The organism is Maribacter sp. (assembly GCF_039974175.1).
Classification (GTDB): Bacteria; Bacteroidota; Bacteroidia; order Flavobacteriales; family Flavobacteriaceae; genus Maribacter_C.
Map to the genome: position 1 here is coordinate 318655 of NZ_JBDWJN010000009.1, position 18700 is coordinate 337354.

Consider the following 18700-nt stretch of genomic DNA (forward strand, 5'->3'; position numbering starts at 1 on the left):
GAGAATTATGTTTAAAAACTATTTGAAAATCGCTTGGCGGAATATTTTGAAGAACAAAGGGATGTTCACCATTAACATAGTCGGGCTAGGTTTGGGAATTGCATCTTGCTTGGTTATTGCACTTTTTGTGATTGACGAATTGAGTTATGACAAATACAACGAAAAGGCCAATGAAATTGTAAACGTTGTGTTTAGAGCAAAAATTAATGGCGAAGAAATTAAAGAAGGAGCCGTTATGGCACCTGTGGGCAAGACCTTAAAACAAGAATTTCCTGAAGTTTTAGATGCTACCCGTATTCGAAATATAGGAACACCTAAGATTCTTATTAACAATCAGTCTTATCGCGAAGATAGGTTTGCATTTGTGGATTCTAATTTTTTTGATGTCTTCACGCTTCCAATAATCGATGGGGATTCAAGGTCTCCACTTCAGGAACCGAATACTGCTGTGATTACAGAAACTCAGGCAGAAAAGTTTTTTGGTACGGCAAACGCTATAGGAAAACTGTTTTTTTTGGAAGGTGAAGAACAACCCTTTAGGGTAACTGGAATCATTGAAAGAGTACCTCCAAATTCTCATTTTCATTTTGAGATCTTCGCTTCTATAGAAGGACTTGAGGAGGCAAAGAGTGACTCCTGGTTTAGAGGCGATTTCTTCACATATTTAGTTTTAAAGGAAGGTACCGATTACAAAAACTTAGAAACGAAGCTGCCGTACATTTTGGAAAAATATATGGGCTCTAAGATGCAGGAGGAAATGGGCGTACCCTTTGAGGAGTTTACTAAGGAGAATCAATTAGGGTTTCGAATTTTTCCATTGACTGATATTCATTTATACGCTGATAATTCTTCATATAGCCAACTAGAGCAGGGTGGCGATATTAAATATGTCTACATTTTTAGCGCAATTGCCCTTTTTATGTTGCTGATTGCTTGTATTAATTTTATGAATCTCTCTACAGCTACAGCTGCCAAAAGAGCTAAAGAAGTAGGTATTCGTAAAGTCTTGGGGTCCAATAGAAATCAGTTGCTCAATCAATTTTTGTCGGAATCCTTTATTGCAACCTTGTTGGCCATGCTATTAGCGGCGATTTTAGTAGTGGTATCGCTACCATACTACAATGATCTATCAGGAAAAGAACTACAACTCGATTACCTATGGCAACCCACTGTTCTATTGTCTCTATTACTTTTAACTTTTTTAATTAGCATTCTTGCAGGGGGCTATCCGGCTTTCTTTTTATCATCCTTTAAACCAATTACAGCACTACAGAATAAGTTCTTGGGTGGTAACGAAAACAAAAGTGTACGGAGCGGTTTAGTGGTATTTCAATTTGTTATTTCTGCCGGATTAATTTTGTCAACCTTAATCGTAAACCAACAAATGCAGTATATACAAAATAAAGATATAGGTTATGATAGAGATCAGTTGCTAATAGTTCGAGAGGCATATTTGCTTGGCAACGATCAAGTGGCTTTTAAAAATGAGCTGCTTAAAAACCCTAAGGTGGCATCTATTTCGCAATCGGCTTTTGCCCCGGCTGGGTTTTCAGATAATAACCAGACCATGATTTCTAAAAATGGTCAATTTGTAAGGAGAATGCCGGTATATAATATCGACGAGAACTATATACCCACGATGGGTATGAAGTTGGTATTAGGAAGGAATTTTTCAAAAGAGTTTGGTGCTGATTCCACAAATGTGATTATCAATGAAACCGCCGCACAAGTATTAGGTTTAGGTGACGACCCCTTGGGTAAAAAAATTACTGATGGTGGTGGTGTAAAAACCGTGATTGGAGTAATCAAAGACTTTCACTTCAAGTCACTGCACCAGCCCATCGACCCTTTATTCATGTTATATAATCCGTATGGCGGACTCATCATAAAGGCGAAGTCGACTGATATGTCTGGCTTGATAGCTGATGCACATTTGCTCTGGGATGGTTTCGAAAGTGATGAAACTTTTGGATTCACTGTGCTAGATGAATCATATCGTCAGACTTATGTTACCGAACAAAAAATGGGAACTGTACTGACTATTTTTACATTATTGACCATTTTGGTTGCCTGTTTAGGCTTGTTCGGGTTAATAACCTTTACGGCCGAACAACGCTTTAAGGAAATTGGTATACGCAAGGTTTTAGGCTCTTCTGTGACCGAGATTGTGACAATGCTCTCTAAGGACTTTTTAAAACTGATTTTTATATCGTTCCTAGTCGCTTTTCCTTTAGGTTATTACTTAATGAACAATTGGCTGGAAAGTTTTGCGTATCGGATAGAAATACAATGGTGGCTTTTTGCATTGGCAGGGTTGATTACACTTCTTATCGCCTACACTACTATAGGTTGGAAAAGTTTTCAGGCTGCTACCATGAACCCGATAAATGCACTTAAGGATGAGTAAAATAGTATTCGATTAAAAAATTGATTTATGCTTAAAAACTATCTAAAAATCGCTTGGCGAAACCTAATTCGAAATAAGAGTTTTTCGTTATTGAATATTCTTGGGCTTTCTATTGGTCTTGCTGTAACAGGTCTTATTTTAATTTGGATCAATTTTGAAATTGGATTTGATCAATTTCATGAGAGGAAAGACCGCATTTACGAAGTCTACAATAAATTTCCTGTAGATGGGGAAATATGGACCTGGAATTCCACGCCAAAGGTCATGGCGCCAACTATTAAAAAAGACTATCCCGAAGTAGAGCGCATATCGCGATACTTCTATGATACAGAATTCCTTTTTGCTCAAAATGATAAAAGAATAAAATCTACCGGTACCATTGTTGACCCAGATTTTTTATACATGTTCAGTTTTCCACTCCTAGAAGGAGACATAGCAACGGTATTGGAAGATGTAAATTCGGTTGTTGTCACCGAAACATTTGCCAAAAAGTTGTTCGGTAATGAATCGGCGGTGGGGCAAATCATAAAGGTAGATAATGCTGATAGCTTTGTGGTGACCGGAATTTTAAAAGACCTTCCAAACAATTCAGCATTCGATTTTGAATTTTTGATGCCTTGGGCCTATATTCATCAAAAAGGTTGGGACGATGAAAATTGGAGCAATAATTCAGTGGCCACCTTTGCCATGCTCCATGAAGGTACTAGCTATAATGACTTCGCGAATAAAATCAAAACACTGCGAAAGAACTATGATAAAGACTCGCCTGAAATGGTCACTTTTTTATATCCTTTTACAAGATCTTGGTTGTATTCAGAATTTGAAAATGGTAAAGAGATAGGCGGAAGAATCGATATGATTCGAATGTTTAGCATCATTGGCATCATTATTTTGGTCATCGCCTGTATCAATTTCATGAATTTAAGTACAGCCAGAAGTGAGAAACGTGCCAAAGAAGTAGGTATTCGTAAGGTCGTAGGAGCCAGAAAAACTGCACTGGTTGGTCAATTTTTAGGAGAGTCTATACTCATTTCTTTTATAGCGGCCTTGCTTGCATTCCTAATCATACTTCTTTGCTTACCTGCCTTTAGCACTTTAATAGAAAAACCGTTGTCGTTGAACATAACCCATATCGAATTTTGGTTGACCGCTCTTAGTGTTGTTCTATTTACAGGTATAATAGCAGGAAGTTACCCAGCCTTATATCTTTCCGGCTTTAAACCGTCTTCGGTCTTAAAAGGCACCTTCAAAAAGATGAATGCAGCAATTACGCCAAGAAAAGTGTTGGTTGTCCTCCAGTTTTCAGCCGCTATAATACTGATTACGGCAAGCATAATTGTAACCCAACAATTGGATAAAGTACAAGATAGACAAACAGGTTATGCAAAGAATAATCTTATCTATACAATAATTGAAGGAGATGTGGAAAAGAACTATCCACTCATAAAAGAAGAATTACTAGCCTCAGGTATTGCGGCTTCAGTTACCAAGACAGGATCACCCATTACCGAAAGCTGGAGTAACTCCTGGAATTTTGAGTGGAGGGGTAAAGACAAGGACAATAAAACCTTGGTGCATAGGCTTCCCGCCGATGATGCTGTTGTAAAGACCTTTGGCTTAGAATTGATTGAGGGGCGCGACTTTAATTTGGCGAATTATCCAACAGATTCAACAGCTGTCATTATCAACGAATCAGCAGTGACACTTATGGGTTTTGAAGAGCCACTAGGACAAATGATCAAAGACAATGGTATCGACTGGCATGTTATTGGTGTGGTCAAAGACTTTGTGATGAACTCCCCTTTTCAAAAAATCGAGCCTATGGCGATTGAAGGTGCCAAGGCCTGGTTTAATGTGATACACCTTAAGTTTAACGATGCTATAGGTACCAAACAGGGTCTTGCAACCGCTGAAACCATTTTCAGAAAATACAATCCAGAGTACCCGTTTCACTATGAGTTTGTAGATAAACAGTATGCCCAAAAGTTTAATGATGAGCAACGAACAAGTGAATTAGTAAGCTTATTTACATTACTTGCTATTTTCATTTCGTGCCTTGGTCTGTTCGGTTTAGCAAGTTACATGGCAGAGAACAGAATAAAGGAAATAGGTATTCGAAAGGTACTAGGCGCCTCCGTGCAAAGCATAACTACCCTCCTTTCCAAAGACTTTTTGAAACTGGTTTTAATTGCTATCCTGTTGGCAGTGCCCGTATCATGGTATTTTATGAGCATGTGGCTAGAGGAATTCGCATACCGAATAACCATTTCTTGGTGGACTTTTGCCTTATCGGGAATTTTGGCACTTACGATCGCGCTTATAACAGTAAGTTATCAAGCGATTAAGGCGGCGATTGTAAATCCTGTAAAAAGTTTAAGAACTGAATAACTCAGCAGTCAATAAAGAAATAATCAATTATGTTAAAAACATTTAAAAATTACTTGGCGTGGCCTTCTTAAGAACAAAACCTTGAGAAATGGCAGGCCTTGGTAGCAATTTCTAAGCTTGCAAACGCCTTCCCAAGGCTAAGCTGTCAAAGTTTTCAGGTAGCTGCAGCGAACGCTGCTTATACTTGAACGATGCATAAGACTTTTTGAGCCATAACCATAATACTTGAAAATGATAAAACACAATTTAATACTGTACTTAAGAAACATTAGAAAGAACAAAAGCGGGTTCCTGATTAACTTGGTGGGCTTATCTACCGGACTTGCATGTGTATTATTAGTCTATTTATGGGTTTCTGATGAACTCGGCAAAGACAAGTTTCATGCGAATGAAGAACGCCTATATCAAGTTCGGAGAAACACCCCCATTGGCCAAGGGGCGATTGGCACTTTTACTTCAAATTCTAGTTTGATGCTTACGGCATTGCAACAAGAAGTACCTGAAGTAGAAATGGTTACTGCAGTTTATGAGTTTGATAGTAATGCCAGGCTGGAAACCAAAGAAAAAAAACTGAGCGCCTTTGGCAACATGGCAAGCGAAGATTTTTTTAAAATGTTTTCCTACCCATTAATCTCGGGAGATGAAAATACAGTGTTGTCAGATGTTAGTTCTGTGGCCATCTCTTCTGAACTTGCCAACCGGTTTTTTGGTCAAGACACAGACCCATTAGGAAAAACCATTGCTATCAAAGAAGGTGAGGAAGGAATAGACAATGTATTTACAGTAACTGGTGTTTATGAAATTCCTAAGAGCTCATCAGAAAATTTTGATTTTGTACTGCCCTATAAAACCTTTTTAAAACTTAGAAATCCAGATTACATAAATTGGTACAGCAACAGCTCGAGTATGTATGCTTTGCTGAAGTCAAATGTAGACATCAATGCCTTTAATAGTAAAATGGCTGATTTTATAACAAGGAAAAATAAAAATGTAGTTGAGCAAGTATTTTTCACGAAGTATAGTGATAATTACCTCAAGGGAAGGTATGAAAACGGAAAACAAGTAGGTGGTCGTATAACATATGTGATTCTCTTTTCCATTGTGGCTCTATTTGTTCTTTCGATAGCCTGTATCAATTTTATGAACCTTTCAACCGCAAGGGCCTCAAGAAGATTGAAAGAAGTAGGCGTTAAAAAAGCAGTTGGCGCCAGTAAAAAGTCTTTGATTTTTCAATTTCTTTCCGAGTCTATATGCTTATCCTTCTTGTCATTGATTTGCGCCTATGCCGCAGTAGTGTTTATCTTGCCTTGGTTCAATGATTTGACTGGTAAGGAGCTCGCTTTTTCAATCCAAGGCTCAGTGGTCTTTACTATTATTGGTATAACATTACTTACCGGCTTGCTTTCTGGTAGCTACCCCGCTTTATATCTTACGAAGTTTAGTCCGGTTAAAGTTTTAAAAGGCAAAATAACGACCTCGTTGGGTGAACTTTTTATACGTAAAGGTCTGGTTATTTTTCAATTTAGTATTTCTCTTTTGCTGATTGTTGCAGTGAGTGTTGTTTATACGCAGCTAGATTATATACAATCCAAAAATCTTGGCTTCAACAAGGATAACGTGTTGATTTTTGAGCGTCAAGACGGACTCATCACGAATATGGAAGTATTTCTTGATGAGGCTAGACAATTGCCAGGAGTGGTCAACGCATCCTATATGCAAGGAGGAATGACGAACTTCAGTAATTCATCTCGAGGACATTCATGGCCAGGTCAACGCGAAGAAGACAAGGAAATAACCTTTAGGCATGCACATGTTGGCCCTGAGTTTATAGAGACGTTAGGTATCGAAATGAAGGAAGGACGTTCTTATATTGATGAAAAACCCGATAATGATTCAAAAATTATATTAAACGAAACAGCGGTAAGACTAATGGGCTTGGAAAACCCTATAGGTACGATTGTAGACATGCGCGGCCCAAATAGAGAGATTATTGGGGTTGTTAAAGATTTCAATATTCAATCCTTATATCAGGAAATTGCACCAATGGCATTGTTGTGCAGAACGAAATGGGTCAGCAATTTAGTTGTAAAAATAAAGGCAGGTGAAGAAAAGTCTACCATAGCTGCCTTAACTAAATTGTACAATAAATTCAATCCTGGATTGGATTTTAATTTTCGTTTTCTAGATACCCAATACCAGCAACTCTATCAATCTGAACAGCGGGTAGCTACCCTTTCTAAATATTTTGCGGCGATGGCCATTTTAATTTCTTGTTTGGGTCTTTTCGGACTGGCGGCATTTTCAGCAGAAAGACGGCGCAAAGAAATAAGTATTCGCAAAGTGCTTGGCCAAAGCATCAGTCAGGTAATGATTATGCTTTCCGGTGAGTTTATAAAACTAGTATTGATTTCAATGCTCATAGCTTTGCCTATTGCATACGTATTGGCAAAGGATTGGCTCTCGCAGTTTGCTTATAAAATTCCATTACACCTAGGATATTTTTTAGGTGCAGGAGTGGTCGCTTTAGTAGTGGCAATGTTTACGGTTAGTAGCCAAGCAATACGTGCTGCGAATAGAAATCCTATTAATGCATTAAGAGAAGAATAACTATATAAAGTTTTCAGCTATGTTTAGAAACTACTTTAAAATAGGAATAAGAAGCTTATTGAAAAACAAAACAAGCACTATCATTAATATGGTAGGCCTGTCTTTAGGGGTTGTGGTCTGTATGGTGATTTTGATATTTGTTCAATACGAATCTTCATTTGACGATTATCACGCCAAGGCCGAACAGAGTTATAGATTAGTACAACATACGGTATTGCCTAATGAGACTTTGTATTGGAACACGACTGCTTATCCATTGGGCGAGGCATTAAGAAGTGATTTTCCCGAGATAGAAAATGTAACTCAAGTTTCTGGACCAGTACGTAGAACTTTTAAGGTAGAAGACAACTTAAAAAACACGAAGCTCTTCGATGAACCTGCAGTGTTGTTTGTCGATTCATTCTATCCCAGAACTTTTGATTTGAAGTGGTTGGCTGGAGACCAAAATACAGCGCTTAAAGAAACAAATTCTGTTGTATTGACGAAGCAGTTGGCGGAAAAGTTCTTTCGAGAAAGCAGCAACTTTCAAACTGTTTTAGGGAAGGTTATCTATTTACAGAGCAAAGACCCATTGCTGGTTACCGGAGTAGTTGAGAATCCACCAGCGAATTCCGACCATCAATACAGTATGCTTATTCCCTATGAATTTTTTAAAATAAACAACCAATATGCTACTTCCAATTGGTCTGGTAACTATCAAGGATCAACTTTCATAACACTACATAATAAGAGTGGGCAGCAGGCTTTGGAAACCAATATTGATTCTTGGAAAAAGAAGTACTTGAATGAGAAGGATGAAAAGCGCATTTCTTACAAACTACAACCTCTTAACGAAATGCATACAACTACTTTGTACGGGCAAAGTCCGGGAGGTTATATCATGCCGCAGAAAGTATTGACTATTTCGTTAGTGGTAGGCATCTTCATTCTTTTGCTGGCAATGGTAAACTTTATAAACCTTTTAACGGCCCAATCCAACGCACGGGCCAAAGAAGTTGGTGTGCGCAAAGTAATGGGAGGAAATCGTAGAAGTTTAGTGTTTCAATTCATACTTGAAAATAGTTTGGTGATACTAATCGCGCTATTGGTATCTGCTTTGGCGATATCGTTTAGTTTAGACTTTTTGAACAATACATTGACTATATTTTCTTTAAATCTTCAGTTGGAATGGGGTCATTTAGGCTTTATGGTAATTATTGGGTTATTTATAGTATGTTTCGCAGCGCTATATCCTGCCGTTGTGGTTTCGGCCATTAAGCCAGTTCAAGCCTTAAAGAACAAGATGCCTATTAAATCGAAAAGCCAATTTAATCAAAGAAAATCATTGGTCACGTTTCAGTTTATCATTGTGCAATTATTCTTAATTGCGGCCATAGTGATATCCTACCAAATGAATCATTTTAATAGTGTTGATTTAGGATTTTCACATAATTCCATAGTCATTACTGAAGCGCCTCAAACTGAAAAATCTAGGGTTTTTAGAGAAAAATTATTGGCCAATAGTGCGGTGTCTAAAGTGTCCTTCGGCTCGGGCCCTCCGATGGCAGTAGATGGGTTTCAACTAGGTACAAACTTCAGATTGCCTGAGCAAGCGGAAGAAGAAGCATTGGAAGCGGAAATGAAAGTTGGAGATTCTAGTTATTTGGATTTCTATGATTTAGAATTATTAGCCGGCCGAAACTTTTTGACCAACAAAGAAGAGTTTGATGAGTTCATTGTCAACGAAACCTTTTTAAAATCTTTTGGGTGGAAACCCGAGCAAGCCATAGGAAAAAAGATTCAAATAAACGAGGGTCAAGCGACCATTGTTGGCGTCGTGAAAGACTTTCATAATAATTCGCTGCAACATAAGATTTCTCCCTGTATCATATTAAATTGGGCTTTTTTTACCAATAAAGCCTTTATAAAAGTATCAAATGGGGGTTTAAGTGTAGTTGAAACGGTTTGGAAGGATGTGTTTACGAACTCCGTTTATAAGTACAACTTTTTGAATGATTCGATGTCGAAAGAATATCACGTTGAACAGCTCATCTTTGCTGGATTTCGAGTGTTTGCGATAATAGCTATACTCATAGCTTGTTTAGGCTTGTTTGGCCTTATGTCTTTCCTGGTTGCTAGGAAAAGAAAGGAGATCAGCATTAGAAAAGTTTTGGGTGCGTCATTAACTGAGAATTTATCCTTGTTTACCAAAGAATACACCATATTGGTAGTGATTGCCTTTGTTTTTTCTGCACCGGTTGCCTATTATTTCGTACACCAATGGCTAGAGAGTTTCACTTACAGAATAGACTTATCTTATTGGATGTTTTTGCTGGGAGGGTTTATTACTTTGGCAATTGCTTTAGTAACTTGTAGTTTTCAATCATTGAGGGCGTCTATGGCAAATCCGATAAAGGCTTTAAGAGAAGAATAAATTTAAATATAGAGATAAGATGTTATTACAATTAAACAATATTTTCAAATGGGTCAATTCAGGAGGTCAAAGAATCTTCCTGTTGAAGGATATCAATCTTGAAGTTCAAGAAGGGGAGTTTATTTCCGTCATGGGTCCGTCAGGATCGGGTAAATCTACCTTGCTCAATGTGATCGGTATGCTTGATGATTTTGACGAGGGAGAATATCAATTTTTACATGAATCTGTTCATGCTTTAAAGGAAAAACATCGCGCAAATTTGTATAAAGAATATATCGGATTTGTTTTTCAGTCTTACCATCTGTTAGATGACCTCACAGTAAAAGAAAATCTTGAAATGCCTTTATTGTATAAAAAATTCAAAGGATCAGAAAGAAAAGCCATGGTAGCCGATATGTTAGACCGGTTTAATATTGTTGGAAAGAAAGATTTGTTTCCCACACAGCTTAGTGGAGGACAACAGCAATTGGTAGGTGTAGCACGAGCGTTGATTGCCAGTCCAAAATTAATATTGGCTGATGAACCTACTGGAAATTTGAATTCGCAACAGAGCGAGGAAATTATGGAGCTTTTTAAGAAACTCAATGAGGAAGATGGGGTGACCATTATTCAGGTCACACACTCTGAGCAAAATGCAGCCTACGGTTCACGCATTATCAACTTGCTAGATGGGCGAAAAGTATAACCGTGATTATTTCAATGACCTTTATGTAAGATTTTAATGTCAAAACCGTAAAAATCCTGTTAAAAAACAAACTTTTTTTGACAGGCTTGTAACAGTTCACATAAATTTTACGTCTTTTACGCAAACGTTGTAGTTGAGCCAATGCTCTGATATAATGATGACGTGATTCTTACTGTTTTCCCTTTGTAATACAAAGAGATATCAGTTCGTGAGGATGGCTATAACTCACTTAAAATAAGAATTGTTTTAAAAGTGTTATAGGTATATATGAAGTCAGAAATCAATCTCAAACAAATAGCCTATTTGTCAGGATATTCAAAGTCAACCGTGTCAAAGGCCCTGAATAATAGTCGGGAAATTAGTGAACCCGCACGGACTAAAATCAAGAAGATTGCCGACAACTATAATTACAAACCCAACTACTCAGCAAAATCTTTAAAGCTAAAAAAGACCAATACGATAGGTTTAATAGTTCCTGAATTCTCCAATATGCATTGCGCGAATATTATGGAAGGTGTTAGTGATGAAGCCACAAGACGGGGTTGTAAGTTGGTAGTGCATCAATCGAGAAACAAATTGGCTCTAAAAAACAAAATCGTTAGCCTTTTATTTGACGGTAGTATAGATGGCTTGATTATGATTACTGATGAACGTTTTGCGGAAAATTGTGAAAAAGAGTTTGTTCAAAAAGTTATGGATGGTCCTTTGCCAAGCATAAAAATGGACTTTTCGATTTTTCCTGAGCGAAATGCATCACCTCTTGTTACAAAGACTATGGGAAAGGAGATCGTAGCGGATTTGTTTAACAAAATATAAAACTCTTAAGGTGAGCTACTAAGGTCTATATTCTTAAAAAATTGGTGCATTTAAGCGAATAGCATATATCAATACCTTCATATTACATTTCAATCTAAACCTTTTAGCTTCTCAGGGCTATACTGTATCTTTGTTGTTTAGAATGATTTTATATAATGAAGATAGATAAGAAGGATGTTCTCAAAGCTTTAGAGCAAATTACGGTTCCTGGTGAAGGTCAAAATATGATCGAAAGCGGTGCGGTAAAAAACATACAGATTTTTGGTGATGAGGTTGAGGTAGATATTACCATTAGCAACCCCAGCTTACAAGCGCGCAAAAAAACGGAAGTTGAAATCTTAAAGATTATTCATAAGGAGGTCTATGAAAAGGCAAAAATAAAGGTTAATCTTAAGGTTGAAGCAGCTGCTGCAAAGCCAAAAACCAATGAAATTAAAGGGAAGCCTATTCCCGGAATAAAAAATATCATTGCCGTTGCTTCCGGAAAAGGCGGCGTTGGTAAATCTACGGTTACTGCTAATTTAGCGGTTACTTTGGCAAAAATGGGTTTTAAAGTAGGATTACTTGATGCAGATATTTACGGGCCGTCAATGCCTATTATGTTCGATGTGGCCCAAGAAAAACCCTTGGCTGTCAATGTCAATGGCAAATCAAAAATGAAACCAGTTGAAAGCTATGGTGTGAAAATGCTATCCATTGGTTTTTTTACTCAACCAAGCCAAGCTGTTATATGGAGAGGGCCAATGGCTTCCAAGGCATTGAATCAAATGATTTTTGACGCACATTGGGGAGAATTAGATTTTATGTTGTTAGACTTACCTCCGGGAACTGGAGATATTCATTTAAGTATCATGCAAGCCATGCCCGTTACGGGTGCTGTTATTGTAAGTACACCGCAGGAAGTGGCTTTAGCAGATGCTAAAAAAGGGGTTGCCATGTTTCAACAAGATTCTATCAATGTTCCCGTATTGGGTATTGTTGAGAATATGGCGTATTTTACACCTGCTGAGCTTCCTGAAAACAAATATTATATCTTCGGAAAAGAAGGTGCCAAGCATCTTTCTGAAGACCTGAAAGTTCCTTTTTTGGGAGAGATTCCACTGGTACAAAGCATTCGGGAAGCAGGTGACATAGGTAGGCCCGCAGCAATGCAAACAGCAACTCCCATTGAGACTGCTTTTGAAGATTTGACCAAGAATGTTGTACAAGAAGTAGTTGCTAGAAATAAAAGCTTACCACCTACAGAAGCAATCAAAATAACAACAATGGCAGGTTGCTCTGCCGTTAAAAAGTAGGAATTATGACAACAATGACTTCCGAAGAACTGAAAATGAATGTTGAAAAGGCCTTGGAGGAGATCCGCCCTTTTTTACAAAGCGATGGGGGCGATATTACCCTAGTATCAATCGAAAATGAAAATTCGGTGAAAGTTCGGCTAGAAGGCGCCTGTGTTGGATGTTCGGTAAACCAGATGACCCTAAAAAGCGGCGTAGAAATGACTATCAAGAAGTATGCCCCCCAAATAGAAGAAGTCATTAATCTTGCCTAATTTTCCTGACAATTCTCATCTTTTCATACCGACGAACACCATAGTTTTGTGGACACTACAAACCAGATTATTAAATGATTAAAACAGATATATTGATCATCGGTGCTGGACCTACGGGTCTATTTGCCGTTTTCGAGGCCGGGTTGCTCAAATTGAAGTGTCATTTGATCGATGCACTGCCCCAAGCCGGAGGGCAATGTTCCGAAATCTATCCTAAAAAACCCATTTATGATATTCCAGGTTTTCCAGACATCCTGGCCGGAGAATTGGTCGATAACTTGATGGAACAAATCAAACCTTTCCAACCCGGATTTACTTTAGGAGAACGAGCAGAAACCATAGAAAAGTTGGAAGACGACACATTTGTTGTCACCACAAATAAGGGAACCAAACATCAGGCTCCAATAGTTGCCATAGCGGGTGGCTTAGGAAGTTTCGAGCCTAGAAAACCATTACTTGAAGACCTATCGAAGTTTGAAGACAAAGGCATTGCCTATATTATAAAAGACCCAGAGGTTTACAGAAATAAGAGCGTTGTTATTGCGGGAGGTGGTGATTCTGCCTTAGACTGGAGTATATTCCTTGCAGACGTAGCTTCTGAAGTTACTTTGGTACATCGAAGAAATGAATTTCGAGGAGCGTTAGATTCCGTTGAAAAAGTACAAGAACTTAAGAATCAAGGTAAAATTAATCTGATTACTCCAGCTGAAATCGTTGGTTTACAAGGAGAGGATAATTTGCAGGCTGTGGTGATTAAAAAAGCGGGAGATCATGAAAAGGAATTTACTTTAGCGGTTGATAATTTCATTCCCTTGTTTGGATTGTCGCCCAAATTAGGACCCATAGGTGATTGGGGGCTCGAAATTGAAAAGAACGCTATTAGGGTAGATAACAGCTTAGACTATCAAACCAATATTCCTGGTATTTACGCCATTGGCGATGTCAACACCTATCCGGGGAAATTAAAACTGATCCTATGCGGATTTCATGAAGCAACATTGATGTGCCAAAGTGCGTACCAACGTATTTTTCCTGATAAGAAATATGTCATGAAATATACCACTGTTGGAGGAGTTACCGGTTTTGACGGTAGCAAAAAAGAAGCCCCTAAAGCTGTTGTAAAGGCAATCGAATAGTAAATCAATTTTTCATCCTGAGCGTTGTCATAGGGCTACATCGCTATAGGCTTTAATACTAAAACCTGAATGTCAGACATAAAAATCAAAATAACCGACCGTGAAGGAGTGAGTCATGAAATCGACGCCCCTACCGACATGAATATGAATTTAATGGAAGTAGTGCGCTCCTATGAACTAGCTCCAGAAGGAACTATTGGTATCTGTGGTGGAATGGCGATGTGTGCCTCTTGCCAATGTTATATTAAGTCAGAGCACGAGCTTCCTGAAAAATCAGATGATGAAGAGGCTATGCTTGCGGAAGCCTTTTATGTAAAAGACAATTCTCGTTTAGGATGCCAAATTCATATGTCGGAAGATCTTGACGGACTCGAAGTAGCGTTGGCACCTGCAGAACCTTAATGTAACTGTCTCTGCGAAGAAACAAACTGAAATCGATATTGCCGCTATACGCTTGAAATGAATTGTTACTATTTATATTCGGGCCTGATAGGTAAACAAATTATAATATCTCCCTTCTTTAGCTATTAGCGCATCATGTGTACCCTGTTCGGCAATCCTCCCATTTTCAATGACCAGAATTTGATCCGCTTTTCGAATCGTACTTAATCGGTGTGCAATCACAAAAGTGGTTCTCCCTTCGGTTAAGGTCGCCAAACTCCTTTGAATCAAGGCTTCGCTTTCAGTATCTAAATTAGAGGTGGCCTCATCCAAAATCAAAACTTTAGGATTTGCCAACACTGCTCTTGCAATAGCAATGCGTTGCCGCTGTCCGCCCGAAAGTTTTACGCCCCGCTCGCCAATAAGGGTATCCAACCCTTCTTCGAACCGGTCGGTAAATTCGTCTACATAGGCCGATTTTACCGCTGCTTGTAATTCTTCATCGCTAGCAGTCGGTCTCGGAAAAAGAATATTCTCTCGTATCGTACCTTCAAAAAGAAAATCATCTTGTAAGACTACCCCTAAAAACTGTCGGAAACTGGTCAAATCAACTTTAGCCAAATCCTGTCCATCAATGGTAATTTGTCCTGAATCGGGGTTTAAGAAACTGGCAGCAAGTCCGGCTATAGTTGATTTTCCAGAACCAGAACTGCCTACCAATGCGATTACATCACCAGATTTTGCTTTAAAGCTAATGTTGTGAATTACATCTTTATCTTCCTCATATGCAAAAGATACATCTTTAAAATCCATATCGCCTTTTATGCTCGAGAGCTTAATGGTACGCTCTTTTTCATCTGCTTCGGTAACTTGGTTCATAAGTTCTTCGGTGCGGTCTAAGCCCGCCAATGCTTCGGTAAGTTGACTTCCGATATTACTCATCTGAACAATGGGTGCCACCATAAGTGCCAAAAGAAAGGTGAACTCGAAATATTCACCTGTTGTTAAATCACCTTCCATCATTTTAATACCCCCATAACCCATCATGATACCAGTAGTGGCTAAGCCCAAAAGAAAAGTTGAAGAGCTCGTCATAACTGCTGTTGCCGTTAAACTCTTTTTTACGTTTTTATAAAGTCGTTCAACTCCACTTTCAAAAACTTTACCTTCTTGTGCTTCGGCATTAAATCCTTTGATTACGCGAATACCTCCTAAAGTTTCCGTGAGCCTTCCCTTTACTTCTGCATTGATTTCACCCCGCTCTCGAAATACAGGGCGGATAATTTTAAATGCCTTTAAGGCTATGAACGCAAAAATTAATAAAGGAACAAAGGTCAAGAGTGTCATAGCCGGACTAATACGTAAAAGCAAAATAACAGATACCACTGCTGTAATGGTTCCACCCACCAGTTGCACTAACCCGGTTCCGATGAGGTTGCGAACACCTTCAACATCGCTCATAATTCGAGAAACCAAAGCTCCTGATTTTGTATTGTCGAAAAAACGTATTGGTAATGAAAGCACCTGCTTTTGTACCTGCGCCCGAAGTTGTGAAATCATGAATTGTGCCTGTATGCTAAGCACTTTTGTCAAGAGAAAAGACATAATAGCCTGAACCAAAAAAGACAAAATTACAACTGCAACTAGAATTTTTAGCAAGTCATAGTTTTTGTTAGGAACAATATCGTCTAAAAAATACCGAAGCGATATTGGAGCCACAAAACTTGCCGCTTTGCTAATTACGATAAGCAATAATCCTATAAAAACGAGATTGCGTCTGGGCCAAATTATGGTTTTAAACGCCTTAAGAACACTTACTTTTTTCTCGGCCATTTATAAAGGTAAAAATTAGTTTGAATATGCAAGGTACTTTAAAAAAATGGTGAATTTAATCTCCACTGTTTTTTAAGTAAAAATTAGTATTTCACTATCAAGTCGCTTAATTTACACTGCTAATTCAATGCTTATGAGAACCATACTACTTGTTGTACTTGTTGTTTTTTCGTCTTGTAAAACGGATTCCAAATCGGTTACAGATTTTAGTCAATTGACGCTTGCCGAAAAAGCAGAGCGTGTATCCATCATCCGTGACGATTTCGGAGTGCCTCATATCTATGGTCAAACAGATGCAGATGCTGTATTTGGGTTGCTTTATGCCCAGTGTGAAGATGATTTTAATCGTGTTGAACAAAATTATATTTGGGCAACGGGTCGTTTAGCTGAAGTTGAAGGTGAAGAAGCGTTGTTTAGTGATTTGCGTGCTAAATTGTTTATGACTGAAGCGGAGGCAAAAGCTAATTATCAGAAGAGTCCTGATTGGTTGAAAAAACTCTGTGACGCCTTCGCTGATGGTATTAATTATTACTTGGAAACCCACCCAGAAGTTAAACCTAGATTATTGACTCATTTTGAACCGTGGATGCCTATGTATTTCAGCGAAGGTTCTATTGGGGGCGATATCGAAAGAATTCGAACTAGTAAACTAAAAGCTTTTTATGAAGGTGAGATACAAATTCCCCAGGCGGAGCTTATAGAATTGGAAAAGAAAGAAGAGATAACAGAACCCCAAGGCTCCAATGGAATTGCAATTTCAGGAAAATTGACCGAATCGGGTAACACCATGTTATTGATTAATCCACACACTTCTTTCTACTTTCGGGGTGAAGTTCATGTGGTTAGTGAGGAAGGATTAAATGCGTATGGCGCGGTTACTTGGGGGCAGTTTTTTGTATACCAAGGATTTAATGAAAAAACCGGATGGATGCACACATCAACATATACAGATGTGATGGACGAGTTCAAGGAGAATATTACGAGGCTAGAGGGTAATATTGTCTATCAATATGGAGAAGAGCTAAGACCAGTAAAGGTTTCCAAGATTCAGTTGAAGTACAAAGAAGGAGATAGTTTAACGCAAAAAACTTTTGCTGCTTACCATACCCATCATGGACCTATTACCCACATGGAAGATGGTCAATGGACAGCTTCAGCAATGATGTGGGAACCAGTAAAAGCCTTAGAGCAGTCATTTATTAGAACAAAACAAGAGGGTTATAAAGGGTTTCGGCAAATGATGGATATCAGAACTAATTCTTCGAACAATACGGTGTATGCCGATGCCGAAGGCAACATCGCCTATTTTCACGGAAATTTTATTCCCAAGCGAGATCAGTCTTTTGACTACTCGAAACCCGTAGCAGGATGGAATCCTAAAACTGATTGGCAAGGCTTGCATACGGTTGATGAAAATATCGGTTTGCTAAATCCTGAGAACGGCTGGCTGCAGAATTGTAATTCTACTCCCTATACTGCTGCCCTAGAATTCAGCCCCAAGAAAGAAAACTATCCCGATTATATGTCTATTGACAGAGAGAACTTTCGTGGAGTACATGCCATCAACTTGTTAAAAGACAAAAAAGGCTACACTCTAGATAGTTTGATAAGCCTGGCCCATGACCCTTATTTGCCTGCTTTTCAGGCATTGATTCCAGGTTTGATAAAGGCCTATTACGACCAACATGATCGAAATCCAAAGCTTCAGGGTGCTATCGATGTGCTAGGCGAATGGGATTATCGAACTGCTACAGCATCGGTTGCTATGACTCTGGCTCACTATTATGGCACACGATACTATCAAGAGGGAAAATACCCTCTTGGAATGACACCTATGCAACGCGTTACCTATTGGGGGAGTCAATCTCCAATACAAGAACGCCTTCGTATTTTTGAAGCTGTAATTGATCAGCTAACTGCTGATTTTGGCACTTGGAAAATACCTTGGGGAGAGGTCAACAGATACCAACGTTTAAACGGAGATATTCGTCAGCCATTTGATGATAGTAAACCAAGCATTCCTATAGGTTTTGCTTCTGGAAGATGGGGTGCCTTAGCGGCATATGGAGCTAGATATGATAACAATACCAAAAAAATGTATGGTACTAGGGGCAATAGCTTTGTGGCGGCTGTAGAATTTGGGGAAAAAGTAAAGGCAAAAACAGTTTTAGCAGGAGGCCAAAGTGGAGATCCAACATCACCACATTTTGACGACCAAATTCAAAGGTATGCCAATGTGCAATGGAAAGATGTACCGTATTATAAAGAGGATGTTTTAAAACGAGCGAAAGAAACCTATGTACCTGGGAAAAGATAAGCTTACTAAATTCGAAAGCAAGAGTGAGACAACTCAAAATACTTTTCAAGCTGAGCACATTGAAGCGCACTTTTAAAAATTCGGAGGTCAGCAAAGAGTTCAGACTTGTAAAATGCACTCGTTTGTCAATGAGATAAATTGACAAATCCATGTCGCAACGAGCGAATC

Annotated in this window: 12 protein-coding genes; 11 read left to right on the forward strand and 1 reads right to left on the reverse strand. The window is 38.6% G+C overall.

Going from position 1 to position 18700, the window contains the following annotated elements:
* The first annotated feature begins 7 nt into the window (after positions 1–7).
* From ABJN95_RS07885 to ABJN95_RS07930, 10 genes are all read left to right on the forward strand, one after another.
* A complete protein-coding gene (locus tag ABJN95_RS07885; protein WP_348369837.1) occupies positions 8–2407 on the forward strand; it encodes an ABC transporter permease in 2400 nt (799 codons plus the stop codon).
* Between the two features lie 27 nt (positions 2408–2434).
* The gene (locus ABJN95_RS07890) at positions 2435–4795 is read left to right on the forward strand and encodes an ABC transporter permease (RefSeq protein ID WP_348369838.1); all 2361 of its coding nucleotides are present in this window, start codon (positions 2435–2437) and stop codon (positions 4793–4795) included.
* A 231-nt stretch (positions 4796–5026) separates the two neighbouring features.
* Positions 5027–7402: an ABC transporter permease gene (locus tag ABJN95_RS07895; RefSeq protein ID WP_348369839.1), complete on the forward strand. Its 2376-nt coding sequence runs from the start codon at positions 5027–5029 to the stop codon at positions 7400–7402.
* Between the two features lie 19 nt (positions 7403–7421).
* Positions 7422–9815, forward strand: coding sequence for an ABC transporter permease (locus tag ABJN95_RS07900; RefSeq protein WP_348369840.1), 2394 nt, complete (start codon positions 7422–7424; stop codon positions 9813–9815).
* 19 nt (positions 9816–9834) lie between these two features.
* A complete protein-coding gene (locus ABJN95_RS07905) occupies positions 9835–10500 on the forward strand; it encodes an ABC transporter ATP-binding protein (protein WP_348369841.1) in 666 nt (221 codons plus the stop codon).
* Between the two features lie 267 nt (positions 10501–10767).
* On the forward strand, positions 10768–11316 hold the full coding sequence (locus ABJN95_RS07910) for a LacI family DNA-binding transcriptional regulator (RefSeq protein WP_348369842.1): 549 nt from the start codon (positions 10768–10770) through the stop codon (positions 11314–11316).
* Between the two features lie 155 nt (positions 11317–11471).
* On the forward strand, positions 11472–12611 hold the full coding sequence (locus ABJN95_RS07915; RefSeq protein WP_348369843.1) for an Mrp/NBP35 family ATP-binding protein: 1140 nt from the start codon (positions 11472–11474) through the stop codon (positions 12609–12611).
* A gap of 14 nt (positions 12612–12625) precedes the next feature.
* Entirely contained in the window at positions 12626–12865 is a 240-nt protein-coding gene (locus ABJN95_RS07920; RefSeq protein ID WP_348370080.1) for a NifU family protein, read from the forward strand.
* Positions 12866–12939: 74 nt separating this feature from the next.
* On the forward strand, positions 12940–14001 hold the full coding sequence (locus tag ABJN95_RS07925) for an NAD(P)/FAD-dependent oxidoreductase (RefSeq protein ID WP_348369844.1): 1062 nt from the start codon (positions 12940–12942) through the stop codon (positions 13999–14001).
* Between the two features lie 69 nt (positions 14002–14070).
* Entirely contained in the window at positions 14071–14403 is a 333-nt protein-coding gene (locus ABJN95_RS07930; protein ID WP_348369845.1) for a 2Fe-2S iron-sulfur cluster-binding protein, read from the forward strand.
* Between the two features lie 72 nt (positions 14404–14475).
* Here the strand turns inward: ABJN95_RS07930 and ABJN95_RS07935 are convergent, their stop codons facing one another.
* The gene (locus tag ABJN95_RS07935) at positions 14476–16215 is read right to left on the reverse strand and encodes an ABC transporter ATP-binding protein (RefSeq protein WP_348369846.1); all 1740 of its coding nucleotides are present in this window, start codon (positions 16213–16215) and stop codon (positions 14476–14478) included.
* A gap of 133 nt (positions 16216–16348) precedes the next feature.
* Here ABJN95_RS07935 and ABJN95_RS07940 point away from each other — a divergent pair, with 133 nt between their 5' ends.
* Positions 16349–18532, forward strand: coding sequence for an acylase (locus ABJN95_RS07940; protein ID WP_348369847.1), 2184 nt, complete (start codon positions 16349–16351; stop codon positions 18530–18532).
* Positions 18533–18700 lie beyond the last annotated feature (168 nt).

Bases quoted from the DNA above. Each gene is read 5' to 3' on its own strand.
- ABJN95_RS07885 (WP_348369837.1), top strand. From the start codon at position 8: ATGTTTAAAAACTATTTGAAAATCGCTTGGCGGAATATTTTGAAGAAC.
- ABJN95_RS07890 (WP_348369838.1), top strand. From the start codon at position 2,435: ATGCTTAAAAACTATCTAAAAATCGCTTGGCGAAACCTAATTCGAAAT.
- ABJN95_RS07895 (WP_348369839.1), top strand. From the start codon at position 5,027: ATGATAAAACACAATTTAATACTGTACTTAAGAAACATTAGAAAGAAC.
- ABJN95_RS07900 (WP_348369840.1), top strand. From the start codon at position 7,422: ATGTTTAGAAACTACTTTAAAATAGGAATAAGAAGCTTATTGAAAAAC.
- ABJN95_RS07905 (WP_348369841.1), top strand. From the start codon at position 9,835: ATGTTATTACAATTAAACAATATTTTCAAATGGGTCAATTCAGGAGGT.
- ABJN95_RS07910 (WP_348369842.1), top strand. From the start codon at position 10,768: ATGAAGTCAGAAATCAATCTCAAACAAATAGCCTATTTGTCAGGATAT.
- ABJN95_RS07915 (WP_348369843.1), top strand. From the start codon at position 11,472: ATGAAGATAGATAAGAAGGATGTTCTCAAAGCTTTAGAGCAAATTACG.
- ABJN95_RS07920 (WP_348370080.1), top strand. From the start codon at position 12,626: ATGACTTCCGAAGAACTGAAAATGAATGTTGAAAAGGCCTTGGAGGAG.
- ABJN95_RS07925 (WP_348369844.1), top strand. From the start codon at position 12,940: ATGATTAAAACAGATATATTGATCATCGGTGCTGGACCTACGGGTCTA.
- ABJN95_RS07930 (WP_348369845.1), top strand. From the start codon at position 14,071: ATGTCAGACATAAAAATCAAAATAACCGACCGTGAAGGAGTGAGTCAT.
- ABJN95_RS07935 (WP_348369846.1), bottom strand. From the start codon at position 16,215: ATGGCCGAGAAAAAAGTAAGTGTTCTTAAGGCGTTTAAAACCATAATT.
- ABJN95_RS07940 (WP_348369847.1), top strand. From the start codon at position 16,349: ATGAGAACCATACTACTTGTTGTACTTGTTGTTTTTTCGTCTTGTAAA.